Annotated in this window: 23 protein-coding genes; 14 read left to right on the forward strand and 9 right to left on the reverse strand. The window is 73.2% G+C overall.

Annotated elements, in window-relative coordinates; genetic code table 11:
• Positions 1–197 precede the first annotated feature (197 nt).
• Positions 198–1,082, forward strand: a complete 885-nt coding sequence (locus tag RB608_RS19285; protein WP_308089673.1) for an NUDIX domain-containing protein — start codon at positions 198–200, stop codon at positions 1,080–1,082.
• A complete protein-coding gene (locus RB608_RS19290; RefSeq protein WP_308089674.1) occupies positions 1,079–2,362 on the forward strand; it encodes a hydroxyacid-oxoacid transhydrogenase in 1,284 nt (427 codons plus the stop codon). The genes RB608_RS19285 and RB608_RS19290 overlap by 4 nt, the downstream gene beginning before the upstream one ends.
• Before the next feature lie 99 nt (positions 2,363–2,461).
• Here RB608_RS19290 and RB608_RS19295 read toward each other — a convergent pair whose 3' ends face one another.
• Positions 2,462–5,353, reverse strand: coding sequence for an amidase (locus RB608_RS19295; protein WP_308089675.1), 2,892 nt, complete (start codon positions 5,351–5,353; stop codon positions 2,462–2,464).
• 254 nt (positions 5,354–5,607) lie between these two features.
• On the opposite strand from RB608_RS19295, the gene RB608_RS19300 reads away from it, so the two are divergent.
• The 8 genes from RB608_RS19300 (at position 5,608) to RB608_RS19335 (ending at position 12,800) form a co-directional block, all read left to right on the forward strand.
• Positions 5,608–6,927: a hypothetical protein gene (locus RB608_RS19300; protein WP_308089676.1), complete on the forward strand. Its 1,320-nt coding sequence runs from the start codon at positions 5,608–5,610 to the stop codon at positions 6,925–6,927.
• Positions 6,928–7,063: 136 nt separating this feature from the next.
• Entirely contained in the window at positions 7,064–8,269 is a 1,206-nt protein-coding gene (locus tag RB608_RS19305) for an SAM-dependent methyltransferase (protein ID WP_308089677.1), read from the forward strand.
• Positions 8,266–9,246, forward strand: a complete 981-nt coding sequence (locus RB608_RS19310; RefSeq protein ID WP_308089678.1) for a hypothetical protein — start codon at positions 8,266–8,268, stop codon at positions 9,244–9,246. The genes RB608_RS19305 and RB608_RS19310 overlap by 4 nt, the downstream gene beginning before the upstream one ends.
• A gap of 28 nt (positions 9,247–9,274) precedes the next feature.
• A complete protein-coding gene (locus RB608_RS19315) occupies positions 9,275–10,249 on the forward strand; it encodes a DNA topoisomerase IB (RefSeq protein WP_308089679.1) in 975 nt (324 codons plus the stop codon).
• 36 nt (positions 10,250–10,285) lie between these two features.
• A complete protein-coding gene (locus RB608_RS19320) occupies positions 10,286–10,591 on the forward strand; it encodes a DUF1905 domain-containing protein (protein WP_308089680.1) in 306 nt (101 codons plus the stop codon).
• A complete protein-coding gene (locus RB608_RS19325; protein WP_308089801.1) occupies positions 10,588–11,082 on the forward strand; it encodes a macro domain-containing protein in 495 nt (164 codons plus the stop codon). The genes RB608_RS19320 and RB608_RS19325 overlap by 4 nt, the downstream gene beginning before the upstream one ends.
• 178 nt (positions 11,083–11,260) lie before the next feature.
• Positions 11,261–11,536 carry a hypothetical protein gene (locus RB608_RS19330; protein ID WP_308089681.1) on the forward strand — a complete coding sequence of 92 codons (276 nt, stop codon included), beginning with the start codon at positions 11,261–11,263 and terminating at the stop codon, positions 11,534–11,536.
• 67 nt (positions 11,537–11,603) lie between these two features.
• The gene (locus RB608_RS19335) at positions 11,604–12,800 is read left to right on the forward strand and encodes a hypothetical protein (RefSeq protein WP_308089682.1); all 1,197 of its coding nucleotides are present in this window, start codon (positions 11,604–11,606) and stop codon (positions 12,798–12,800) included.
• A gap of 10 nt (positions 12,801–12,810) precedes the next feature.
• Here the strand turns inward: RB608_RS19335 and serC are convergent, their stop codons facing one another.
• Positions 12,811–13,929, reverse strand: coding sequence for a phosphoserine transaminase (gene serC, locus RB608_RS19340; protein ID WP_308089683.1), 1,119 nt, complete (start codon positions 13,927–13,929; stop codon positions 12,811–12,813).
• A gap of 108 nt (positions 13,930–14,037) precedes the next feature.
• On the opposite strand from serC, the gene RB608_RS19345 reads away from it, so the two are divergent.
• A complete protein-coding gene (locus RB608_RS19345; RefSeq protein WP_308089684.1) occupies positions 14,038–14,517 on the forward strand; it encodes a GNAT family N-acetyltransferase in 480 nt (159 codons plus the stop codon).
• A 22-nt stretch (positions 14,518–14,539) separates the two neighbouring features.
• On the opposite strand, the gene RB608_RS19350 is transcribed toward RB608_RS19345, so the two are convergent.
• From RB608_RS19350 to RB608_RS19365, 4 genes are all read right to left on the reverse strand, one after another.
• A complete protein-coding gene (locus RB608_RS19350; RefSeq protein ID WP_308089685.1) occupies positions 14,540–16,015 on the reverse strand; it encodes an NAD(P)/FAD-dependent oxidoreductase in 1,476 nt (491 codons plus the stop codon).
• Positions 16,016–16,140: 125 nt separating this feature from the next.
• Complete coding sequence (locus RB608_RS19355; RefSeq protein ID WP_308089686.1) at positions 16,141–16,941, reverse strand: amino acid ABC transporter ATP-binding protein; 801 nt, start codon at positions 16,939–16,941, stop codon at positions 16,141–16,143.
• Entirely contained in the window at positions 16,938–17,903 is a 966-nt protein-coding gene (locus RB608_RS19360) for an amino acid ABC transporter permease (RefSeq protein WP_308089687.1), read from the reverse strand. Before RB608_RS19360 ends, RB608_RS19355 begins: the two co-directional genes overlap by 4 nt.
• Entirely contained in the window at positions 17,900–18,757 is an 858-nt protein-coding gene (locus tag RB608_RS19365) for a transporter substrate-binding domain-containing protein (RefSeq protein ID WP_308089688.1), read from the reverse strand. The genes RB608_RS19360 and RB608_RS19365 overlap by 4 nt, the downstream gene beginning before the upstream one ends.
• A 124-nt stretch (positions 18,758–18,881) precedes the next feature.
• Between RB608_RS19365 and RB608_RS19370 the strand changes: the two genes are divergently transcribed.
• Positions 18,882–20,516, forward strand: coding sequence for a helix-turn-helix domain-containing protein (locus RB608_RS19370; protein ID WP_308089689.1), 1,635 nt, complete (start codon positions 18,882–18,884; stop codon positions 20,514–20,516).
• A gap of 22 nt (positions 20,517–20,538) precedes the next feature.
• On the opposite strand, the gene RB608_RS19375 is transcribed toward RB608_RS19370, so the two are convergent.
• Both RB608_RS19375 and RB608_RS19380 read right to left on the reverse strand, forming a co-directional pair.
• Positions 20,539–21,405 carry an ABC transporter permease gene (locus RB608_RS19375; protein WP_308089690.1) on the reverse strand — a complete coding sequence of 289 codons (867 nt, stop codon included), beginning with the start codon at positions 21,403–21,405 and terminating at the stop codon, positions 20,539–20,541.
• A complete protein-coding gene (locus RB608_RS19380) occupies positions 21,402–22,301 on the reverse strand; it encodes an ABC transporter ATP-binding protein (protein WP_308089691.1) in 900 nt (299 codons plus the stop codon). The genes RB608_RS19375 and RB608_RS19380 overlap by 4 nt, the downstream gene beginning before the upstream one ends.
• Positions 22,302–22,431: 130 nt before the next feature.
• Between RB608_RS19380 and RB608_RS19385 the strand changes: the two genes are divergently transcribed.
• Both RB608_RS19385 and RB608_RS19390 read left to right on the forward strand, forming a co-directional pair.
• Positions 22,432–23,649 (forward strand): sensor histidine kinase, encoded by a 1,218-nt coding sequence (locus tag RB608_RS19385; RefSeq protein ID WP_308089692.1) that lies wholly within the window; start codon positions 22,432–22,434, stop codon positions 23,647–23,649.
• Complete coding sequence (locus RB608_RS19390) at positions 23,646–24,314, forward strand: response regulator transcription factor (protein WP_308089693.1); 669 nt, start codon at positions 23,646–23,648, stop codon at positions 24,312–24,314. Before RB608_RS19385 ends, RB608_RS19390 begins: the two co-directional genes overlap by 4 nt.
• Here RB608_RS19390 and RB608_RS19395 read toward each other — a convergent pair.
• Positions 24,300–24,998 carry a pyridoxamine 5'-phosphate oxidase family protein gene (locus RB608_RS19395; protein ID WP_308089694.1) on the reverse strand — a complete coding sequence of 233 codons (699 nt, stop codon included), beginning with the start codon at positions 24,996–24,998 and terminating at the stop codon, positions 24,300–24,302. The genes RB608_RS19390 and RB608_RS19395 overlap by 15 nt on opposite strands.
• Between the last annotated feature and the right edge of the window lie 50 nt (positions 24,999–25,048).

Raw genomic sequence — 25,048 nt, forward strand, 5'->3', positions numbered from 1 at the left:
GACCTGTCGAGTCGTCACGTCTGACCCGTCGAGTTGCCGCAAACTGACCGTTGAGCTGCCCTCTCCCGCTGGCTCGGATCGCGGCGGTACGGCATAGGCTCCTGGCTGTGATCCTCGCGGGTCAGGACCGACGACTCGACAGGTCAGAAGTGACGACTCAACCGGTCAGGACCGACGACTCAACGGATAGGGCGGGCATGGTGCAGCGGGTGCAGCGGCTGGCGGCGTACGCCGTCATCGTCCGCGGCGACCAGATCCTGCTGTCCCGGCTGGCGGAGCGGGTGACCAAGCGCGAGCTGTGGTCCCTGCCCGGCGGCGGCGTCGACCACGGCGAGGACCCGCGCGACGCGGTGGTCCGTGAGGTCTACGAGGAGACCGGGCTGCACGCCCAGGTCGGCGAGACCGCCCATGTCCACTCGCTCCATGTCGCCGACTCCTGGCGTCGCGGGCGGCGGGTCGACGCTCACTCCGTCCGGATCGTCTACGAGGGCTGGGTGCCTGCCGACGCGCCCGAGCCGCACGTGACCGAGGTCGACGGGTCGACCGCGGAGGCGGCCTGGAAGCCGATCGCGGCCGTCCTCGACGGCACCGTGCCGACGGTCGGTCTCGTGACGGAGGCGCTGGCGTCGCACGCGGTGCGTCAGCGTCAGCGCACCGCCGCCTACGCCTACGTCGTGCGCGACGGCGCGATCCTGCTGACCCGCACCTCGGACCTCGCCCCCGACCCCGGCACCTGGCACCTACCCGGCGGCGGCATCGACCACGGCGAGTCGCCGCGCGACACGATCCGCCGCGAGTTGTGGGAGGAGTGCGGGCTCGAGGGGGAGGCGGGCGACCTGCTGACGGTGCTCGACCACCACTTCACCGGCACGGCCCCCAACGGCCGCGAGGAGGACTTCCACGCGATCGGGGTCATCTACCGCGCCCGGGTCGGCCCCGGTGAGCCGCGCGTCGTGGAGGAGGACGGCACCACCGACGAGGTCGCCTGGGTCCCGCTGGCCGACGTCGCGGCCCGCCGGATCAAGGTCTACGGATCGGTCCGCGCCGCCATCGACGCCGCCGGCGATACTGTCGAGGCGTGACCGAGACCGTCTTCACCTACGCCGCACCCGCCCTCAAGTTCGGCCGCGGCGCCGCCGCCGAGGTCGGGTACGACGTCCGCGGCTGGGGCGCTCGGAGGGCGCTGCTCGTCACCGACGTGGGCGTGGTGGCTGCGGGGCACGCCGAGACGGTCGCAGCGTCGTTGCGCGCCCACGGCGTCGAGGTCGTGACCTACGCCGGGGCGCGGGTCGAGCCGACCGACGCCTCGTTGGAGGAGGCCGTCGCGTTCGCGCGCGGTGCGGGGTTGTTCGACGCGGTCGTCGCTGTCGGCGGAGGATCCTCGATCGACACCGCGAAGGCGGTCGCGCTGCTCGTGACCAATCCGGGCGAGCTGATGGACTACGTCAATGCGCCCATCGGCAAGGCGCGCGCGCCCGAGCAGCCGGTGCTGCCGTTGGCCGCCGTACCGACCACGACCGGCACCGGCGCCGAGTCGACCACGATCTGCGTGATGGACGTGCTGGCCCTCAAGGTGAAGACCGGCATCAGTCACGCGGCCCTGCGGCCGCGGCTCGCGGTGGTGGACCCGGCGCTGTCGGCGACCCAGCCGCCGGGGGTGCTCGCGGCGGCGGGGATGGACATCCTGTGTCACGCGCTGGAGAGCTACACCGCGCGCTGGTACGGCGAGCTCCCGGCCAAGCAGCCCGAGCAACGGGTGCCCTACTGCGGTGCCAACCCGATCGCCGACCTCTGGTCGGAGCGCGCGCTGGGCCTGTTGGCGGGGTCGTTCCGGGCTGCCGTCCGCGAGGCGAGGGAGGAGGTCGGCGGCACGGGGTCGACGGGGGCAGCCGAGCAGATGGCGCTCGCGGCGACCTTCGCCGGGCTCGGGTTCGGCAACGCCGGCGTCCACATCCCGCATGCCAACGCCTACCCGATCGCGGGACGGGTCCGCGACTTCCGCCCCGCCGACTATCCGCAGGACGAGGCGATGGTGCCGCACGGCATGGCGGTCGCGCTGACCGCGCCCGAGGCCTTCCGCTTCACCTTCGACGCCGCCCCCGAGCGGCACCTGCGGGCGGCCCGGCTGCTGTCGCCCGGCGTCGAGGGCGCGGGCCCGGACGTGCTGCCCGGGGTGATCGCCGCGCTGATGCGGGACATCGGGATCCCCAACGGCCTGGCCGAGGTCGGGTACGCCGCCGGCGACGTCGACGCGCTCGTCGACGGTGCGCTGCAACAGCAGCGGCTGCTCGCGACGGCCCCGAAGGACGTGGCCGGCGAGGATCTCGCGGCGATCATGACCGCCTCGCTCGAGCACTGGTGAGCGGGCTCCTCCGTCGTACCGGACGAAATGGTCGTGGATCGGCGCGGATCGCAGCCATTTCGTCCGGTACGACGGGGGCACAGGCCCGGGGGCCCGAGCTCAGCGGCGGACCTTGACCTTGACCGGTGTCGTCGTGCTCGCTGTGGTGTCGGTGCCGCTGAAGGTGACCCACACCGCGAGCTTGCGGCCCTTGTGGAGCTTGGTCGACGTCTTCTTGGCCAGCCGGACCGTGACGGTGGACTGGCCGCCCGCGCCGACGGTCGCCGGCGCGGTGAAGGTGCGCTTCCCGATCCGCACCTGGACCAGGCCGGTGCAGTCGTCGGTGACGCTGGCGCAGCCGATGCTCAACGCCACGCGTGCCTTGCCCCCGCGCAGCTTCGCCTTGGCACGCGGGTCGAGCACGGTCAGCCGCTTGGCGGCCGCCGGCGTGACGACGGGCGGCTCCGGCAGCGGGTCGAGCGGGTCGACGTCGTCGGGTACCGCGTCGGCGTCGTACTCCAGCCGGGGTGTGACGTCGGTCGGCAGGACCCGCCCGTTCGCGATCTTGTCGAAGGCGTAGGCGAAGCCCATCAGCTCGGCGTCCTGGAACGCCTTGCCCTGGAGCTGGAAGCCGACCGGGTTGCCGTTCTCCGTCGCGCCCGCCGGGAAGATGACCGTGGGCACCCCTGCCGCCGACGACTGCGGGTCCTTGCGGCCGAAGCTGGGCTGGATCGAGTCGTTGAGGTGGATCTCACTGAGCTCGGCGGGGTAGAGCACGGCGTCGACCCCGTTGTCGTCCATCCAGCCTGCGATGTTGTCGCGGTACAGCGCGCGGTAGGCCTCGAAGTCACGCTGCTGCTGCTCGGTCATCCCGGTCCCGTCGCCGGTGTAGACCCCGGGGTACTGGTAGGGCACTCGCAGCGGGTCGTTGGTGATCTGCTCCGGCCGGTCGTACGGCGCGTCGGGGTGCGCGGCCAGCCACTGCAGCCAACCCTCGTAGCCGGTGTTGCCGTAGTTGCCGCGGGTCGGCGCGGCGGCGAAGTCGGGGATCACCTCGATCGTCGCTCCGGCGGCCTCGAAGTCGGCGAACCTGGCTTCCAGGACGTCGCTGACCTCGCTGGTCCCGAACGGGTCGTCGAACGCGGTGGCGGGGACGCCGATCACCTTGCCCCGCAGCGCGTCGCCCGACAGGTGTGCCGTCCAGTCGTCGGGGCGGTGGCCGTTGGCGACGTCATCGAGCACGTCGTCGGGGTTGTCGACCGCCGTCACGTCGAGCAGCAGGGCGAGGTCCTCGATGGACTGCCCGATCCAGCCGACGTAGTCCTGGATCAGGGTGAGAGGCATGGTGCCCGCGCTGGACTGCATGCCGTCGGTGCCCCGGAGGGAGTACAGGCTGGCGGCGCCCGAGGGCCCCCACAGGGAGTCCCCGGTCTGGGTGCCCCAGGCTGCGGCGGCGAAGCTCGACGCGACGGCGACGGCCGAGCCGCCGCTGGAGCCGATCGGGCTGCGTGAGGGGTCGAAGGCGTTCCAGACCATGCCGTAGCCGTTGGGACTGAAGTGGCCGTCGTTGGCGAACTCGGCGAGGTTCGCCTTGCCCAGGACGATCGCCCCGGCCTCGCGCATCAGGCCGACCTGGAAGGCGTCGGTCGGTGGCTGGTATCCGTCGAACACACGCGAGCCGCCGGTGGTCGGCATGTCCTTGGTGTCGATGATGTCCTTGGCCAGCACCGGGATGCCGAGCAGCGGTCGGCTGTCGCCGTTCCTCCGCGCCTGGTCGGCCGCGCGGGCCTGGGCCATCGCGTCGGGCGCGACGGCGATGACCGAGTTCAGCCCGAGCGGGCCGCGGTCGTAGGCCGCGATCCGGTCGAGGTAGGCCCGGACGATCTGCTGGGAGTTGGTCCGGCCGGCCTTGAGGTCGGCGACCAGCTCGGTGATGGACTTGCCCACCACGTCGTACGGCGAGGTGGTGGGTGGGGTGACGGCCGCGGTGGCGCCCCGCGCCTGGTTGACCAGCTCGTTCCTCGCGCGCTGGTCGCACTCCGCGCCGCCGAGGCCGAGCGCGCCCGCGTCGAAGTTGGTGACCGAGCAGAGCTCGGCGACGCTGAGCCCGTCGACGTCGGGCACCGCGGCCAGGGTCGCGGCCGCGGCCTCCACCCGGCTGACCTCGGACCCGGCCGGTCGCGTGGCACCGAGCACCGCACGGCCCTCGGGCAGGCCGGTCACCACGTAGCGCAGGAGTGAGGCGCTGTCCCCCGGCGCCACCGTGATGGTGTTGACGAACCCGGGGTGGTTGGCGGCGTCGCCCGCGGTCGGCAGCGGCGTGCCGAAGGGGTCGAGCAGGAAGTTGCCCGTCCGGTCGAGCGACTCGGCGCGGTCCGGCGTGCCGAAGACCGTGGCCGACGGGCCGTTCTGGCTGGGGTTCCCGGCGGCGGTCGTCGGGGTGGACCAGGACGCCCAGCCGTCGGCGCTGTCGATGGTGTCGTCGCCGCTGCCGGTGGCGCTGATCTCGCTCTGGTTCTCGCCGGTGTCGTAGCCGAGCTGGCCGCCGAAGGCGACCTCGAAGGTCACGGCCTCGTGGGTGGTGTTGGTGAACGTGTCGAGGAAGCGGCCGTAGCTCTCGCCCTCGGGGACCACGAGCTCGCGGCGCACGACCACACCGTCGACGTCGACGCCCTTCGTCGTCGTGAAGGTCTCGTGGCCGTCGTAGGTGAGACCGAAGCCGCGCAGCAGCACGCCGTTGAGCCGGCTGGTGCCGTCCTCGACCTCGATCCGCAGACCGCCGTAGCCCTGCAGCGCGTTGCCGCCGGTGCTGCGGACGCTGCCCGTGTCGAGACCGGGGTTCGCGGCGTCGTGCACGCCCCAGGTGTCGCCGCCGACGGTCGGCACGGAGTTCCACGCGTCCGCGGGCGTCGGGACGGTGGCGAGCAGGCCGGTGGCCAGGGCTCCGGCCGCGACGCCGGGCAGCAGTCGGCGGCGTAGCGAGGCGCGCAGCGTGTGCGGGTCGGGTCTCACGAACTCTCCTTCTGTCGGTCCGACCGGCTCCCGGTCGGGCAGTCGGTCGCTCGGCAAGCTAGCGATCGCGTATGTCGGCGTCGTGTCACCGACGTTTCGGTGAATGCACACCAGGAAGCCGTGGTGACGGGCGGGGTGGCTCCACGGCGTCCCGGGCGTTCGGGGACTCCTGCACCTGTCCGCCGGGCTCTCCGCGTCGAGACGGTGGGGGAGACCTATCTAGACCCCCAGAACCCCTCGAACGTGGAGAACCCATGACCCACCGACCCGGCCGGATCGCCGGTGCCGGGCTCGCCGCCCTGTGCGCCGGTGCCCTGCTGCTCCCGCTCCCGCACGTCACGCCGCACGCGTCCGCGGCGGCGTCGGGCGCCGGCACGATCACCTACATCAAGGACCACAACGTCTGGATCGCCCGGGGCGACGGCACCGGCGCCCGTCCGTTGACGACCGACGGCAGCGCGGGACTGCCCTACCGTGCTCCCAGCCAGTCCGACGGCGGCGTGGTCGCCGCCGTGCGCTACCAGAACATCGTGACCCTGGACCAGCAGGGGCGGGTGCTCGCCGAGATCGACCCGCCCCGACTCCCGAGCTCGCTCGGCGGGACCATGGACGGCAGCCCGGTCAACGCCGCCATCTCGCCCGACGGTGCCCTCATCGCCTACACCTTCTCGGAGCACTCCTGCACCAACGGCTGCGGCTGGCGCACCGCGACGGGGTACGTCAGCACGACGGGCGCCGGCACGCCGGCGTCGTACGGAACGTCCTTCTACGGCGACCCGTCCTGGGTGACCAACCGCCGCACCCTGCAGAGCGGCGGCTACGGCCACCAGGTGATGGTGCACGACGTGGGATCGGCGACCCAGCAGCACTGGTTCGACGACGGCGAGATCTGGTACCCCAGCGAGGACTACGGCAACACGGAGGTCTCGCCCGACGGCACGATGCTGGCCGGCGTCCGCGGGTACGGCGACGGCCGCGACATCATGACCTACCGGATCAACGGCAACATCCGCTCGGGCGGTGTCCCCGGCCTCCCCGACGACGCGTGCAACCTCGACGGCGAGGCCGCGGACAAGATCACCGATCCGACCTGGTCGCCCGACAGCACGACGCTGGCGTTCGGCGCGGCCGACGGGATCTGGACCTTCGCGGACAACAAGAACCCCGCCTGCACCGGTGCGCTGAGCCTGCTGCTGCCGGGCGGCAGTGAGCCGGACTGGTCCGCCGCGCCGCTCAGCCCGCCGGCCGGCGGCGGCCCGAACGGCGGTCCGAGCGGCGGCGCGAACGGCGGCCAGCCTGGCGACGTCGCGCCGCTCACGGCGGTGGCGCCGCCGAAGGCCCGCGGCGCGGCCAAGGTGGGCAAGGTGCTGCGCGCCACCACGGGCAGCTGGTCGGCGGGCGTGACGTCCGTCCGCTACCAGTGGCTGCGCAACGGCCGCCCGATCAAGAAGGCGACCAAGGCCCGTTACCAGGTCACCCGGGCCGATCGTGGGCGCCGGCTGTCGGTGCGGGTCACCGTGCAGAACGGCACGGCGAGCGGCGTGGCGGTCAGCAAGGCCAAGCGGGTGCGCTGATCCGGCGCCGGGCGCGTGGGTCCGCCCGTCTACCATCGACGGGTGAACCCACGCCACCGCCGCCTGATCATCCCGGCCGCGCTGGTGGCGCTCCTGCTCATCGTGATCGTGGCGGCTCTCCTCAAGTGAGCGTCCGATGAGCACCCAGCCGCTCGACGAGGGCCTGGCGCGGGTCCGGGCGGACCTGCTGGCCGAGGACCGCCTGGTCCGGGCTGTCGGCTCGGGCCGCCGCCGGTCCGCCGCGCCCCCGTGGCGCCGGGTCGAGCTGCGCTGGGTGGATCTCAAGGCGGGGCGCCATCTCCAGGTCGTCCGGTACGACGCCACGCAGGCTCACACCGCCAACCACGCGCGCGGCGGCGCGGCCGAGGAGGCGGTCGACGCACTGCTGGCCGAGCCGTTCGGCAACTGGACGGTCGAGACCGCCGAGCGGCAGCTGAGCCTGCGGGTGACCAAGAAGGGCGACGCCGCGGTGCACACGACCGCCCGGAAGAGCGAGGCGCCGGTCGAGCGGAGCCACGACCGGGCCAAGGAGCGGCTGCTGCCCGAGGACGACCCGGTGTTCGCGGCGCTCGGGCTCGCGGACGCCCAGGGCCGGATCAAGCCCAGCCGGATGGCGAAGTACCGCCAGGTCGAGGACTTCCTGCGCATCCTCGACCGCTCGGTCGCCGACGCGATCGCCAAGGGGCACCTGCGTACCCCGACCGGGGCCGACCCGTTGCGCGTGGTCGACCTCGGCTGCGGCAACGGCTATCTCACCTTCACCGCGCAGCGCTACCTCAGCGAGCGCCGCGGCCTGCCGGTCCGGCTGACGGGGGTCGACGTGAAGGAGCAGTCGCGCGACCACAACGCCTCGGTTGCGCGGACCCTGGGCATCGAGGCCACCTTCGTCGCCGGCACCATCGGCGACGCGGTCCTCGACGAGGCGCCCGACGTGGTGCTCGCCCTGCACGCCTGCGACACCGCCACCGACGACGCGCTCGCTCGCGCCGTCGGCTGGGCCGCGCCACTGGTCCTCGCGGCCCCGTGCTGCCACCACGACATCGCGGCCCAGCTGCGCACGGCACCCGCCCCGGCGCCGTACGCCTCCCTCGTGCGTGACGGGATCCTGCGCGAGCGCTTCGCCGACACCCTCACCGACACCCTGCGCGCGCTGCTGCTGCGGCGTGAGGGCTACCGGGTCGACGTGATGGAGTTCGTCGACAGCCGGCACACGCCGCGCAACACGCTGCTGCGCGCGGTGCGGACCGGGAAGCCCGGCGACGGCGCGGAGTACGACGACCTGGTGGCCGCCTGGGGCATCAGTCCCCGGCTGGGCGCCCTGCTGGCGGAGCCGCGCGGGTGAGAAACCTGCTCGCCGGGCTGGTGCTCGCGGTGCCCTTCGCGATCGGGTTCCTCGCGCCGGGCGCCGCCGTCGAGCCGGCACCCGGGGAGCCGGTGTTCCGGTTCACCGATCCCGAGATCACCGAGTCCAGCGGCCTGGTCGCCCGCGACGGCCTGGTCGTCACGGTCAACGACTCGGGCGACGGCAACCGGATCTTCACGGTCGACCCCGCCACCGGCGACACGGTCGGGACCACCCGCTGGCCGGGCGAGGCGCGCGACATCGAGGCCCTCGCCCCCGCCGGCGACGGGGAGGTGTGGGTCGGCGACATCGGCGACAACCTGGGGTCGCGCGACCACGTCGAGGTGGCCCGGGTGCCGTTCGGCCGCGGCGAGCGCGAGGTCGACGCGCCGACGTACGAGCTGGTCTATCCCGACGGACCCCACGACGCCGAGACGCTGCTCGCCGACCCCGCGACCGGGCGGTTGTACGTCGTCGCCAAGGAGTTCATCGGACGCCTGTACGCCGCCCCCGAGCGGCTCGACCCGGACGGGCCCAACGAGCTGACCGCCGTCGACCAGGTGCTCGGCATCGCCACCGACGGTAGCTTCCACCCGGACGGACGGCATCTCGTGCTGCGCAACTACGGCCAGGCCGCCGTCTACACCTGGCCCGGGCTGGAGCGCGTCGCGCAGGTCGACCTGCCGAGCCAGCCGCAGGGCGAGGGACTCGCGATCAGCGAGACCGGCGAGGTGCTGCTGAGCTCGGAGGGCGAGGGCGCCGAGGTGCTGCGCGTCGAGCTGCCGTTCGACGCGCCGTCCGCCTCACCGACCGCCTCACCGTCCGACGCGTCGCCTCCGGCGTCGCCGAACGCCGACAGTGAGCGGTCCGCGGTCCCGGCCGACGACGAGCGCTCCCTGTGGCCGTGGGCCCTGGGCGGGGTCGCGGGGATCGTGATCGTGGGCGTGCTGCTGCGCTCGCTGCGCCCGAGGGACTGAGCCGGCCGGTTCCGGGCACCTGTCCGACGTGGCCCGGCTGCGTCGTACCTCCCCCGACGAGCCGGGCTGGACCCGGCGCCGGGCGGGACGCGGGTTCGTCCATCTCGGGCTCGACGGGCGCCCGTTGCCGCCGGAGGACGCGGCTCGGTGCAAGGCACTGGTGATCCCCCCGGCGTGGACCGACGTGTGGATCTGCCCGCGCCCCAACGGCCACCTCCAGGCGGTGGGCGTCGACGCGGCGGGGCGGCGGCAGTACCTCTACCACCCGGACTGGGTGGAGCGGCGGGCCGCGGAGAAGCACGCCCGGGTGGTGCGATTCGGACGTCGGCTGCCGCGGGTGCGCGAGCGGGTGCTCGCCGACCTCGCCGACGACGGCCTGGGATCGCGCGCGACCTGCGCCCTCGCGGTCCGGCTGATCGACCTGGGCTGCTTCCGGATCGGCAACGACGTGTACGCCGAGGAGTACGGCTCCTTCGGCCTCACCACGCTCGAACGCCGGCACGTGCGGCGCTCCGGAGACGTGCTCGTCTTCGCGTTCACCGGGAAGTCCGGCATCGAGCATCATGTCGAGGTCGACGATCCGGTGGCGGTGCGCGCCCTCGACCGGCGTCGTCGGCGCCGGCGGGCCGACCTGCGACTGCTCGACGTCACCGGCACCGAGGTCAACGGCTACCTGCGGGAGGTGAGCGGCCTCGAGGCCACCGCGAAGGACTTCCGCACCTGGCACGGCACCGTGCTGGCCGCGGCGGCGCTCGCCGAGGCGCCCGGGCCGGACGCCTCGAAGACCGCCCGCAAGCGCGCCGTGGCGGCCGCGATGCGCGAGGTCGCGGAGTTCCTGGGCAACACTCCCGCGCTCGCGCGCTCGGCGTACGTCGACCCGCGGGTGATGGACGCCTACGAGGAGGGCCAGACGATCCGGGCCGCCGTCCGGCGCCGGTACGACGACGTCGACGCGCGTCAGGCCGCCCTGGAGCGGGCGACGCTGCGCCTGCTCTCGGGCTAGGGACCACTGATCGGCGGCCGGTGGGACGATCGACCCGTGACCGAGCACGAGTTCACCGCCGAGCTGTGGCGCTGGCAGGCGCGCGACGAGGAGACCGGCGGCGCCTGGTTCTTCGTGAGCCTGCCGTTCGAGGTCTCCGACCTGATCGACGAGGCCGGGCCGCGCAAGGGGTTCGGCAGCGTGCGGGTCGAGGTGACGGTGGGCGGCAGCACGTGGCGCACCTCGGTCTTCCCCAGCGCCGAGGAGAGGACCTTCGTGCTGCCCGTGAAGAAGGCGGTGCGCATGGCCGAGGGTCTGGTCGAGGGTGGACCGTGCACGGTGCGGCTCCGTACGGTCGACTGATGGAGATCGAGGTCGTCGAGGGCGACATCACCGCGCAGGACCTCGACGCCGTGGTCAACGCCGCCAACCGGGCGATGCGTGGCGGCGGCGGGGTGGACGGCGCGATCCACGCGGCCGGCGGGCCGGCGGTGCTCGCCGACTGCCTGCGCCGGTTCCCCGACGGCCTGGCCACCGGTGACGCCGGCTGGACCACGGCCGGCCTGATGCCCGCCCGCTGGGTGATCCACGTCGTCGGGCCCAACCGCAAGGCCGGCGAGACCGACCGCTCGCTGCTCACCTCCTGCTACCGCCGTGCGCTCGCGGTGGCCGACGAGCTCGGTGCCCGCTCGGTCGCCTTCCCCCTGGTGAGTGCCGGCGTCTACGGCTGGCCCAAGGACGACGCCGTCGACGCGGCGCTCGAGACCCTGCGCGGCACGCCCACCGACGTGGAGCTGGCGCGGATGGTCGCCTTCGGACGATCGGCGTACGACCTCATCGCGGGCCGGCTGTAGGCCGGACCCGGCGGCCATCGACCCGGCGCGTTCAAACGCGCCGGGTCGATGCCTCTCAGGCGTTCAGATGCGCCGGGTCGGTGCGGACCCGGGACCGGGTCCCGATTTCGGGCCGGGGTCGTCACCTCGGGACCGGGGCGTCGTTGGTCAGGCACCGATCCACCGAAGGGAGCCGACGATGCCGCTGGAGCTGATCACCGCAGTCCTGTTGCTGGCGTTCGCCCTCCTCTGCGCGGGCTGGCTGGCCCGTGCGCGCGGTGGGTCGGCCTCGATGCCGGGCATGGGGCCGGACATCGAGGAGTGGCGTCGTGCCGCGTTGCGGCACTTCCAGGAGCACCGGGACCTTGAGCGCGCCGTCGCCGGGGCCCTGGCCGCTCCGGGCGCCATCCGGGGTCCGGCCCGCACCGAGCTGTTCGTGGCGCTCGGTGCGCGCCGGGTCGACACCTACGCCTGACGGGGGCTGATCCCCGCTCGGATAGGGTGACGGACCGTCCCGTCCGTCGAGCGAGGAGCCGTCTCCCATGCGCAGGGTGGATCTGCCCGCACCATTGCCCGCCGGGTCCCGCATCCTCCACATCGGACTCCCCAAGACCGGGACCTCGGCCCTGCAGGCCTCCTTCCACGCGGCGCGCGAGGAACTGGGCCGGCGGGGCGTCGACTACGTCAGCAGGGGCGCCAACCCGCTGTCGGCCGCACGCTTCGCCGCCGGCACCGCGACCGGCGACACCGCGCGCCTCGAGCGGCGCTGGGACCGCCTGGCCGAGGACTTCCGTACGTCGACCGCGGCCCACGTCGTCCTGTCGAGCGAGGGCTTCAGCGGCGCGGCACCCGATCGGGTGGCCTGGATCGGCGACCGGCTGGGCGGCGAGGCCACCGTCGTGGTGACGCTGCGGCCGGTGGCCGCGCTGTTGCCCTCGATCTGGCAGCAGGCGCTGCGGCGCGGTGGTCTCGAGTCGTTCGAGGAGTGGCTGGCCGGCGTCCTCGACCCCGCTCACCCGCATGCCGCGAACATCCGGCGCTACGACCCCGCCGCGATCATCGCGTCGTGGGGGCGGCGGTTCGGCGAGGACCGGCTGGTCTTCGTCTGCGGAGACCCGGGTGACCCGGGCGACCGGATGCTCAACCACCGCACCTTCGAGAGCCTGCTGGGCATCGACGGGGTGCTGGAGCTCCAGCCGGTGCTCAACTCGTCGCCGCCGTACCCCGAGATCGAGATGCTGCGCCACTTCAACCTCGCCAACGGGCGCGGTGGCGAGGACGGCGAGCTGTGGACGCGCGTGCTGCGTCGTACCGCGCGCCGGATGGGCGACGCGCCGCCCAGCGGGGCCGGCACCGCGAAGGTCCGGGTGCCGCGGTGGGCGGCCGAACGGATCAACGAGCAGGCCCGCGAGTCGATCGCCGCGCTGGAGGCCTCCGCCGCGACGGTCGTCGGCGACCCGGCCCATCTCCTGGTCGACCCCGCGGATCATCCGGTGGAGACCACCGCGCCGGACCAGGTGACGGTGGTCTCGGCGGGCTGGTTCGCCGACACCGTCGCCCGGCTCGCCGTCGACGAGGTCGAGGAGCGCGCGGCGCGGAAGGTGCGCCGGCTGGAGCGCAAGGTCGCCCGGCTCGCCGAGCGGCGTCGTACGACGACCACCCTCGACGACGCGTCCGCGCGGGACCTGCTCCTGGCGCTCGCGCGGCGGGCCCGGCGCAGGTCCCGGCGCGGACGCTGACGGCGGTGCGTCAGAGGCGACCGACGACGTGGTCGATGGACGCCGTCAGCGCCTCGACGTCGGCGGGGTCGATCGCCGGGTACATCGCGATCCGCAGCTGGTTGCGGCCCAGCTTGCGATAGGGCTCGGTGTCGACGATCCCGTTGGCCCGCAGCACCTTCGCGACCTCGGCGGCGTCGATCGCGTCGTCGAAGTCGATGGTGCCGATCACCAGCGAGCGGTGCGCCGGGTCGGCGACGTACGGGGTCGTGTACGACGTGCGCTCGGCCCAGCCGTAGAGCGCGTCCGACGACGCGGTGGTCCGCTCGACCATGCCCTTGAGGCCGCCCTGGCCGTTCATCCAGTCCAGCTGCTCGGCCATCAGGAAGAGCGTGGCGACCGACGGGGTGTTGTAGGTCTGGTTGAGGCGGCTGTTGTCGATGGCCGTCTTGAGGTTGAAGAACGGCGGGATGTAGCGGTCGGAGGCCGCGATCCGCTCGGCGCGTTCGATCGCCGCCGGGCTGAACACGCCGAACCACAGGCCGCCGTCGGAGGCGAAGCTCTTCTGCGGGGCGAAGTAGTAGACGTCGCTCTCCAGCAGGTCGACGGGGAGGCCGCCGGCGCCCGAGGTGGCGTCGATGAGGACGAGGGCGCCGTCGTCGACGCCCTCGGGCCGGACCACCGGCGCCATCACGGCGGTGGAGGTCTCGTTGTGCGCCCAGCCGTAGACGTCGACGCCCGCCTCGGCGACCGCGACCGGCCGGGTGCCCGGGTCGGATGCGATGACCGACGGCGCGTCGAGCCACGGCGCCGCCTTGACCGAGGAGGCGAACTTGCTGGAGAACTCACCGAAGGTGAGGTGCTGCGACCTCTTCTCGATCAGCCCGAACGCCGCGATGTCCCAGAACGCCGTGGCACCGCCGTTGCCGAGCACGACCTCGTAGCCGTCGGGCACCGGGAACAGGTCGCCGAGGCCCTGGAGCACCCGGCCGACGACGTTGCGGACCGGCGCCTGGCGGTGCGAGGTGCCCATCAGTGTGTCGCCGGTCGCGGCCAGCGCGTCGAGGTGGCTGGTCTGGATCTTCGAGGGCCCGGCGCCGAAGCGGCCGTCGGCGGGCTTGAGCTCGGCGGGGATCTGGATGTCGGTCACGTGGTCAACCTTCTCGATCGGCACAGGCAGAGAGGACAGGCTGACGACGCTGTCAGAGATGTCCCCATTGTGACAGGCCCCGCACGGCCCTGTTCAATCGGTTTCGCCATGCAGCCCTCCCTCGACCTCCGCACCGTCGGCTACCTGCACCCCGACGCCGCCGCACTCGTCGCCCGGGTCCAGCAGGAGTACGTCGAGAGGTACGGCTCGCCCGACGAGAGCCCCGTCGACCCGGCCGGCTTCGACCTGCCGGAGGGCCTCTTCCTGGTCGGGTACGACGGCGCCGACCCGGTCGCGACCGGCGCCTGGCGCCGGTCGGAGGTGCGGGTGCTGGGCGGCGCCAGCGCGGTCGAGGTGAAGCGGATGTTCGTGGTCGCCGAGCGGCGGGGACGGGGCTTCGCCCGGGCGATGCTGGCCGAGCTGGAGGACACGGCGCGCGGCGCCGGGCACGACCTGGTCGTCCTCGAGACCGGCCTGCGGCAGCCGGAGGCGATCGGCCTGTACCGCAGCGCCGGCTACGAGGAGATCGACGGCTTCGGGTTCTACCAGGATGCCCCGCTGTCACGGTGCTTCGGCAAGCTGCTCTGACGGTGCTGTGAAGGCGCCCCGGTCACTCGAAGCGGGCAGACCGCTTCCACAGCACTCGGCTGAGCAGCCAGTAGACCGATGCCCCGTCGGGCCACTGGGTGACCACCCGCCCGGAGGGTGAGCGGAAGTAGTTGGGTGTCTGCGCGAACGAGCTGGCGTCCAGCCGTCGCTTCAGCCAGCGGTTGAGCGCGGCGACGTACGACGCCTTGACCTCGACGGAGCGGGCGCCACGACGGCGCAGCTCATCGAGGGTGCGGCCGATGAACAGCGCCTGCTTCTCCATGCCGAACACCGGGGCGTACCAGTTGGTGTTGGGGCCGTAGAGCAGGAACAGGTTGGGCATCTCGTCGACGGTGATGCCGAGGAAGGCCATCGGGTCGTCGCCCCACTTCTCGGCGAGGACGGTGCCCCCGCGGCCCACGACCTCGATGCCGCCGAGGAACTCCGCGGCCCGGAATCCGGTCGCCGTGACGACGACGTCCGCGACGTGCTCCTCGCCGCTCGCGTCGACCAGTCCCTTCTCGTGCATGCCGACCACGGCACGGGGCACCAGGGTGACGTCCTCGCGCAGCAGCGCCGGGTAGAACGTCGAGGAGTGCACCGCGCGCTTGCCGAGGTACGCCGACGTGGGGGTCAGGTGGGCCTTCAGCTCGGGATGGTCGGCGAAGACCTCGTCGAGATAGCGGCGGCAGGCGTCGACGAGGGTGGTGTCGACGTCGCTGCCGGGGCGGATGATCCGGCCTCCCAGCCAACGGCGCTCGAGGCCGAGGAACAGCCGCCACCGCGCGATCCGGCGGTGCACCGGGTGCCGCAGCCGGGCGCGCTCGGCATCGTCGTACACCCGACCGACCTTGGGGTCCACCCAGCCCGGTTGGCGCTGGAAGACCGTGAGGTGGCTGGCCACGCCGGCGAGCTCGGCGACGACCTGCGCGGAGGTGGAGCCGGTGCCGACCACGGCGACCCGGCGGCCGGCGAGATCCAGGTCGGCGGGCCACTCGGCGGTGTGGAAGATCTCGCCGGTGTAGTCGGCGCGGCCCGGCCAGTCGGGGTGACGGGGCACGTTGAGCAGACCGACCGCGGAGACGACCGCGCGGAACGTCTCGGTCTCGTCCGCCCCGGTCGCCACGTCCTGCGCGGTCACTGACCAGCTCGCGCCCGACTCGTCCCAGACCAGTCGGGTCACCCGGCAGCCGTAGCGGAACAGGGGCAGCAGGCCTGACGTGCGGGCGACCCGCTCGAGGTACGCGCGCAGCTCCGCGCCGCCGGGGAACTCACGGCTCCACGCGCCGGGCGCGAAGGAGTAGGAGTACATGAGGGCCGGGGTGTCGACCTCGACGCCGGGGAAGCGGTTGACCCGCCACGTGCCGCCGGGGCCGTCGCCGGACTCGAAGACGGTGACGGCGTACCCACGGCGGTGCAGCTCACGGGCGGCGGCGATGCCGGCGAAACCGCCGCCGATGACGGCGACCCGGAAGCCGCTGGGGGTGGATGAGGGCATGCTCGCGCCTCCCGATGACATGGGTTGGTGCCTCTCTGGGCTGGGTTGAGCCGGGTGTGGCTGGGGGTGGCTGGATGGGTGAGTGACGGGCGGGTGCGGGGAGCCGCTGGACAGCGGGCCGGAGGTCAGAGGACCTTGCTGAGGAAGTCCCGGGTGGCGGGGTGCTCGGCGCCCTCGGCGAGCCGGCGGGCCGGTCCCTCCTCGACGATGCGACCCTCTTGGAGGAACGCGAACCGGTCGCAGACCTCGCGGGCGAAGCCGACCTCGTGGGTGACGATGATCGTGGTCATGCCGCCCACGACGAGGTCGCGGATCACCTGGAGCACCTCGTTGACCATCTCCGGATCCAGCGCCGAGGTCGGCTCGTCGAAGAGCAGCGCCTTCGGGCGCATCGCCAGGGCCCTGGCGATCGCGACCCGCTGCTGCTGGCCGCCGGAGAGCTGGCCCGGGTAGGCGTCCACCTTCTCGGCGAGGCCCACCCGCTCCAGCAGGCCCACTGCGTCGGCGCCGGCTTCCCGCCGGGACCGGCCGGCGACCTTCACCGGCGCTTCGATGACGTTCTCCAGCACGGTCTTGTGGGCGAACAGGTTGAACTGCTGGAAGACCATGCCCAGCTGCTGGCGCTGCACCGCCTCCCTGCGGGCCGGCAGGCGGTGCACCCGGCCGCGCCGCACGTGATGGCCCAGCAGTTCGCCGTCGAGCATCACGATGCCCTGCTCGGCGCGCTCCAGGAGGTTGAGACAGCGCAGGAAGGTGCTCTTCCCGCTGCCGGAGCGACCGAGCAGGCAGACCGCCTCGCCCCGGCGTACGTCGAGCGACACGTCGTGCAGCACCTGGTGCCCGCCGAAGGACTTGCTGATCCCGCGGGCGCTGATCAGGGGGCCGTCGAGCTGTCCGCCGGTCGGGGTCGTCGCCAGGGTGGTCATGTCGTGCTCCTCGCTGCCCGGGCACGCGGACTCACCCGCGCGACAGCCGATCGCCCGAGCCATCGCTCGAGGTAGAACTGGCCGAGCGAGAGCACGCTGACCAGGATCATGTACCAGACGGTGGCCACCATGAGCAGGGGCACGACCTCGAAGGTCCGGTTGTAGATCTGCTGCACGGAGTAGAGCAGGTCCGGCACGGAGATGAAGGCCACCAGTGCGGTCGCCTTGAGCAGGTTGATCAGGTCGTTGCTCACCGGCGGCACCGCGATCTTCATCGCCTGGGGGAAGACGATCCTCCGGAAGATCTGACCCGGCGGCATGCCCAGCGCGAGCGCCGCCTCGCGCTGCCCGGCGGGCACCGCAAGCAGCGAGGCGCGGATGATCTCCGAGGTGTAGGCCGCCTGCTGGAGGCCGAAAGCCAGGACCGCCGACCAGTACGCCGTCATCAAGTCGCGGGTCTCCCAGGACCATCCGCCGCCGGGCAGGGGGATGCTGAAGGTCGGGTAGATCAACGAGATGTTGAACCAGAGGATGAGCAGCACCAGTAGGGGGATCGAGCGGAAGAACCACACGTAGACGCCGGCCGCGGCGCGCAGCACCGGGTTGTCCGAGAGTCGCATGTTGGCGATCAGCACGGAGACCACCAGGGCCAGGGCCATCGACAGTGCGGTCAGCGTGATCGTGTTCTGCAGGCCGGTCAGCACCGGGTCGGAGAAGAAGTACGAGCGGACTGTGGCCCACTCGAAGGCGGGGTTCTCCACGATGCTCCACACCAGCCGCACGCTCGCGGCGACCAGGACGACGGCGAGCAGCGCCCGGAGCAGGTGGAGCCGTCGCGCATGGGGGATCGCGGCGAGCTGCGCCAGATGCTCGTCCCACGCCGCGCCGGTGCCCCGGGACGCCGGCTCGGCGGGATCCGGCGCGGCCGCGTCGCGACCCGGGTCGGCCATGGTCTCGGTCACGATGCGGGCTCGGGGTTGAGCACCGACGCGTCGACGGCCATCTTCTCGGCGCCGTACGTGGCGAGGATGTCGGCATAGGTGCCGTTCGCGATGATCTCGTCGGTGGCCTCGACGAGCTTCTCGGCCATGTCGTCGCCCTTCATCACGGCGAACCCGATGTCGATCGCCTGGTAGATCGGGCCGGTGATCTTCCAGACGTCGGGCTCGGTGGTCACCTGGTAGGCGAGGCCACTGCTGGTGGCCGTGACCGCGTCGGCCCGGCCGCTCTTGACGGCGAGGTCGGCGGTGGCCTGGTCGGCGAACGTCTGCACGTCGATCGCGCCGTTGCCCTCCTCCTTGCAGGTCTTCGACAGGTCCTGCAGCACCGGCACCGGGCTGGACCCGGCGGTGACGGCGATCGACAGCCCGCACAGGTCGTCCATGGTGTCGCCGATGTCGATGCCGCCGGCCTTGACCCGGAAGCCGTAGCTCTCGATCAGGTTGGTGGCGAAGTCGAACTTCTCCAGTCGCTCGGCGGTGACGTCGACGCCCGGTACCCACGCGTAGGTGCCGCGCTGCAGCCCGAGCAGCGAGTTCTCGAACGACGCCTGTTCGTTCTCCACCTTCTGGCCCAGCGCCTCGCCGAGTGCGGTGGACAGGTCGGGGAGGAGGCCGGCCAACTCGCCCTTGTCGTCGAGGTAGCTGTACGGCGGGACGCCGACCTGCTGGGGGATGACCAGGGTGGAGCCGCCCCCGCCGTCGCCACCGTCCCCGGCATCGTCGCTGGAGGAGCAGCCCGTCAGCGCCGTGGTCGCGGTGAGCGCGGCGAGGGCGAGCCCGCCGATCCGGCGGCGCAGAGTGGAGGTGTTCGACATGACGGGCTCCCGTGGGTCTCGGTCCGGCGTCGGGCTACCGGGTGTCCCCACCGTAGGGAGCCGCGATCTGATCAGTCCATGTAGGATCCTTCAGAGAATCCAGTGCGGTCTTTGAGGATCTTCCATGCCTGTGTCGGACGTGTTTCCGCAGTCCGCCGGGCTGTCGCCGGCGGTGTCGGCCTCGTTGCGCGACCTCGTCCACGCACTGCGCCTGATCACCGGCGTGCGCCTGCTCGGACGTGCGGATCCCGAGCTCGCGGTGCGCACCCACGTCATCGTCGACGCCGCCGATCTGGCCGCGGAGCCGCTGCCCGAGGAGACCGGCGCCGGGCTGCTCGTCCTCACGGGAGACACGCCCGGCCAGCTCGGCGCGCTGGTCGACGACCTGGTCGCCCGGGCGCCGGGTGCGATCCTGCTGCGTGAGCCGGGCGTCCCGGTTCCCGATGCGCTGCTGGGCGGTGCGGTCGTCGTCGTCCCGCGCGGCCCGGAGTGGTCCGCGCTGCTGGCCGAGGCGCTCCGGGTGGTCGGTGAGCCCCGCCGCCACGACGCGGGCAGCTCGCGGTTCAGCCGCGCACTGGCCGAGCACACCGACCTGTTCGACGTCGCCCAGGCCCTCGGGGTCGCGACCGGGACGCTCATCTCGATCGAGGACGAGCGGGCCCGGGTGATGGCCTTCTCGCCCTACAGCGACCACGCCGACCCGATCCGGCGGCTCGCGATCCTCGGCCGGGAGCCACCACAGTGGCACGTCGAGCAACTGCGCGCCGAGCGGGTCTACGACCGTCTCCGCGTCCCCGGCAACGTCGTCGAGCTGCCGGAGGCCGGCGACGTGCGCCGCCGCCTCGGCATCGGGATGGCCGACCCCAGGACGGGGGTCTACCTCGGCACCATCTGGGCGCAGGAGACCGACGTCCCGTTCGGCCCCGAGCTCGAGGACCATCTCGTCGGTGCCTCGCGGTACGCCGCGCGGCTGGTCAGCCAGGCCCGGCAGATCCACTCCGTGAGCACCGAGCTGGTCCAGCGGTTGTTGGCGCCGGAGGGGCCCGGGCCCGGCGACGACGTCCCCCAACTGCGGGTGCGCGAGCCCGCCAGCTTCGCGCTGATCGGACTCGAGGCGGTCGACGACGATCTGGCGTCCGCGTGGCTGGTGTCGTCCGAGGCGGTCGCACTGCTCAGCATGCGGGCGGTGTCTTTGGCGGAGCAGGCGATGGTGGCGCCGTATGCCGGGCGGCTCTACGTCCTCGCCCCCGGTCCGGCCGACGCGACCCGCGATGTCGCCTGGGCCGAGCGGACGGTCGCCCATCTCCAGAGCCAGCGGCACGCCGGCTTCCGGGCTGCCGTGAGCTCGTCGGTCTCGGCCGGCTCGGTGCGCGCCGCCCGCGCCGAGATCGAGCGGGTCTGCGCCCGGACGGCTCCCTCGGCCGCGCGGCCGGTCGTCACCCTCGACAGTGACCGGACCACCGTGCTGCTCGCCGAGTGCCTCGAGGCCCTGCCCCGGCCCTCGCTCCTCGACGACGAGCGGTTCCGCGCACTCGTCGCCTACGACGACCGGAGCAACATCGACCTGCTGGAGACCGCGCGGGTCTGGCTGCGCTTCCATGGCGAGTACGGTCCGGCCGCGCAGGCGCTGACGACACACCAGAACACCGTCCGCTACCGGATCGGGCGGCTGGAGTCCGTCGCCGGCTACGACCTGGCCGACCCCGACGACCGGCTCCTGCTGGCCCTGCAGCTGCGGCTGCACGACCAGCAGGGCTGATCCGCCCGGACCGGGCGCAGGCTCAGGCCACGTCGCGGCGCCGGACCAGGGCGATGCTGGTGACGACCGCGAGCACGACGTAGACGGCGACGGTGATCGCGGCCCGGTCGGCGGGGACGGTGTCGAGGACGCCGGGGGTCTGGTCGCCCGAGGTCGGGTCGATCCCGATCACGGCACCGATGAGGGAGCCGGCGGAGGTGCCGGGTAGCACCTCGGTGAGACTCTCGACCCAGCCGAGCAGCTGGCCGACGCCACGGAGCAGGTTCTCGACGACCAGCGCCCACACCAGGCCGAGGCCCACGGAGAGGGCCGGGCCACGAGCCAGGGTGCCGAGCAGGAAGCCGAGCAGGGCCCACATCTCGAGCACCAGGAAGCCGGCGCCGGCGGCCTCGCCCACCGAGCCGAGGGAGGGCATCACCACGTCCTGCGACTCGCTCGCGGCGATGACCAGGGAGATGCCGAGGTCGAGCCCGAAGGTGACCACGAGGGTGCCGACCACGACCGCGGTGAGCGCGGCCACGGAGCCGAGCAGGGCGGGCGTGCGGCGCACGCCCTGCGAGAAGAGGGTCTTCCAGGTGCCCCAGCCGTAGCCGTTCCCGGCGACGAGGGCGCCGAGCACCATCATCAGCGCACCGCCGAACATCGGCATGCCCTGCAGGAAGACGTTGGGCACGGCGTCCGGCATCATCCGGGCCAGCTGCTGCGCCTGGGTGGTGCCCTCGTCGGCGAAGCCCGGGTCGCCGCTGGTGTAGGACAGATAGGTGAACAGGTAGCCGAACATCACGCTCAGCACCAGCCAGGCGCCCAGGGTGATCCACACGGCCGGCCAGGCGCGCAGGCGCATCAGCTCGGCCCGGGTGCTGCGGACGGTGGCGGTCGTCGTACTCATCGCACGGCCTCCTTCTGGCTCGTCATCTCGAAGAAGACCTCTTCGAGGCTGCGCTCGGCAGCGGTGATCTCATGGACGTCGACCCCGGCGCCGACCAGCGCGCGGGCGACGTCGGGGGCCCGGTCCGCGGGCAGGGTCAGCAGCAGTGCGCCGTCGGCCTCGCGGCGTACGCCGTCGTCGCCGGCGAGCCGCATCGCGACCGCCAGTGCCTCCGGCTCGGGGGTGGCCCGGATCCGGAGGGAGACGCCGCCGCGCAGTTCGGCCACGGTGGACTCCCGGAGCAGCCGGCCGTCGTCGATCACGCCGACCCGGTGACAGATCTCCTGGACCTCCGCCAGCAGATGGCTGGAGAGCAGGACCGTCTGGCCGCCGCGGGCGAGGTCGACCACGAGCGCGCGCATGTCGGCCATGCCCGCCGGGTCGAGGCCGTTGGTCGGCTCGTCGAGGATGATCAGCTCGGGGTCGCCCATCAGCGCGGCCGCGACGCCGAGGCGCTGCTTCATCCCGAGGGAGTACCCCTTGAACCGGTCGTCGCCGCGCGCGGCGAGGTCCACCCGCGCCAGGACCCGCTCCACCTCGGCGTCGGACTGGCCCCGGTGCCGGGCGAGCACCCGGAGGTTGGCGCGTCCGGAGAGGTACGGGTGGAAGCCGGGGCCCTCGATGAGCGCGCCGACCGACACGTGGCCCGGACCCGTCGTGATGCTGGCGGTGCCGGAGGTGGGCCGGACCAGCCCGAGCAGCATCCGCAGGGTCGTGGTCTTCCCGGCCCCGTTGGGGCCGAGGAAGCCGTAGACCTCGCCGCGCCGCACGGTCATCGTGACCTTGTCGACGGCGACCCGGTCGCCGTAGACCTTCGTGAGCTTGTCGGTGCTCGCCACCGGTGTGTTCGCTGTCATGCCTCCACCGTCGTCGGTCGCGGCCGTTCGCGCGTCCGCCGTGCGGAGGCGGTGACCTACGCAGTTCTGCGTACGGCGACGGCGCCCGTCGTCGTACGCCTCCGGGACCGCGGCGCTCTAGCCTCGCTGCATGACCCACTCGACCGGCAGCCCGACCGGCAGCCCGACCGGCCGCCAGACCGGCAGTCCGACCGGCCGCCCGACCGCGCACGCCCGTGCGCTCGCCGGGATGCACCCGTCGGTCGCCGAGCTGACCCGGGCCCACCGCTCCTGGTGGCCGTGGGCCGTGCTCGTCATCGTGCTGCTCGGCACCGCGGCGTCCAACGGCAAGAACGACGTCCCCCATCCGGTGGCGCTGGGCGTGCTCCTCGTCGTCGTCGCCACGCTGCCGGCGGTGCTGCCGCCGCTGCCGGGCCGGCTCGCCGGGATCGCGCTGACGGCGTCGGGCGCGCTCTGCGGGCTCTACTTCGCCCTCGGGTACGCCGACGGCCCGGTCTTCCTCGCGCTGCCGGTCGTGACCTTCCTGATCGCCGCGGCGGTCCCGGTCGCGCGCTGGCTGCCGGGCGCGCTGGTGGGTGTCGGGCTGCTCGCCGCCGGGCTCTGGGCGCGGTGGGAGTGGCACGCCGACGAGCCGCACAAGAGCCTGTGGCAGGCGATCGGGATGGTCGGCATCGTGCTGGCGGCGGGAGCGGTCGCGACCGCGACCCGCAACCGGTTCGAGGCGCGTGCCGAGCGGGTCGAGCGGACGGCGACCGAGGAGCGGCTGCGGATGGCCCAGGACCTGCACGACGGCGTCGGCCACGGGCTCGCGGTGATCGCCATGCAGGCCGGGGTCGCGCTGCACGTGCTCGACCGGGACCCGGCTGCCGCGCGCAGCAGCCTCGAGGCGATCCGCGCGACCAGCCGGGAGGCGCTCGACGCGCTCCGGACCGAGCTGGCGACGATCGCGGGGGAGCCCGCTCCCCGGCGACCCGTCGCCGGGGTCGAGGCGATCCCGGCCCTGGTGGACCGGATCCGGGCCGCCGGCCTGCCGGTCGAGGTGATCGGCGACCCGGCCGATCTCGCGACCCTGCCGCCGCGGGCGGGCGAGGTCGCCTACGCGGTGGTGCAGGAGGCGCTGACCAACGTGCTGCGCCATGCGGGCGCCGGCGCCGCGACGATCGCCTGGGAGGCCGGATCCGGCACCCTCGCCCTCCGCGTCTGCGACGACGGGCGCGGTGGGGCGGTGCAGGATGAGGGCATGGGCATCGGCGGCATGCGGACACGGGTGACCGCGGTCGGCGGCACCTTCCGGGCCGGACCGCTGGAGCACGGCGGCTTCGAGGTGAGCGCGGTGCTGCCCCGATGAGCGCCCCGATCCGGGTCGCGCTGGTCGACGACCAGCCGCTGGTCCGGATGGGCCTGGCGACCCTGGTCGCGGCGGAGCCGGACCTGGAGCTCGCCGGCGAGGCGGCCGACGGACGCGAGGGGATGGCCCTGGTCCGTCGTACCCGGCCCGACGTGGTGCTCTGCGACATCCGGATGCCCGTCCTCGACGGGCTCGGTCTGCTCGCCGAGGTCGCGGCCGACCCGGCGCTGGCCGCGGTGCGGGTGGTGATGCTGACGACCTTCGAGCTCGACGAGTACGTCTTCGAGGCGCTGCGCCACGGTGCCAGCGGCTTCCTGCTCAAGGACGCCGAGCCGACCGCGATCCTCGACGCGGTCCGCGTCGTCGCCGACGGCGGCTCGCTGCTCGCGCCGTCGGTCACCCGCACCGTGATCGACCACTTCGGGGCGCGCCGGCCCGCCCGTCCGCACCCGCGGATCGGCGACCTCACCGAGCGGGAGCGCGAGATCCTCGGCTGGGTCGCCACCGGCCGGTCGAACGGCGAGATCGCGCAGGCGCTCGTGGTCAGTCCCGACACCGTCCGGACCCATGTCAGCCGGGCCATGGTCAAGCTGCAGGCCCGCGACCGCGCGCAGCTGGTGGTGTTCGCTATCGAGTCGGGGCTCGGTCGCTCAGAGGCTCCGTGAGCGCACGTCCGCCGGGACGCCGACCCCCGGCAGGTTGTCGGCCGCGGGCACGGCGGCGCCGACGACCTGGCGGACCGGGAGGTGACCGCCCCAGACACCGGCCTCGACGTCCTCCGGGTCGTCGACGGGGTCGCCGCCGCGGGCCTTCACCGACGCCTCGTGGAGGGGGACGGCGAGCACGGCGGTGGCGGCCAGCTCCTTGCGGGTGCTCGGGCGCAGCGTCGCGGCACGGCCGGGGATCATGTGGTCCACGATCAGGTCGAGGGCACGACGGCGCTCCGCGGGGTCCTCGACGGTCCGGGCCCGGCCGATCACGACGGCGCAGCGGTAGTTCATCGAGTGGTGGAAGGCGGAGCGGGCCGCGACCAGGCCGTCGAGCTCGGTGACCGTGACGCACACCGTCGCGTCGGCGGACTCCCGCAGCCAGCGGGCCGCGACGGAGCCGTGGACGTAGAGCGTGCCGCCCTGGTCCGGACCGTCGACGTCGATCGCGTACGCCGTCGGCAGCACCACGGGATGGTCGCCGACGGTCACCCCGAGGTGAGCGATCAGGGCGCCGCGCAGCAGCGCGTGGAGCTCGGCCCGGTCGGCCACCGCGCGGTTGCGGCCGCGCCGGACCCGGGTGCGGTCGGAGGGCTCCAGGGGCTCCAGGGGCGCCGGAGGCTGCGTGGTCCGCGGGGTCATGGCACCATCGTGACCGACAAGTGGCCTGTGCACACGGGCCAGTTCCTGCC

The organism is Nocardioides sp. LHD-245 (genome assembly GCF_030929495.1).
Taxonomy (GTDB): domain Bacteria; phylum Actinomycetota; class Actinomycetes; order Propionibacteriales; family Nocardioidaceae; genus Nocardioides.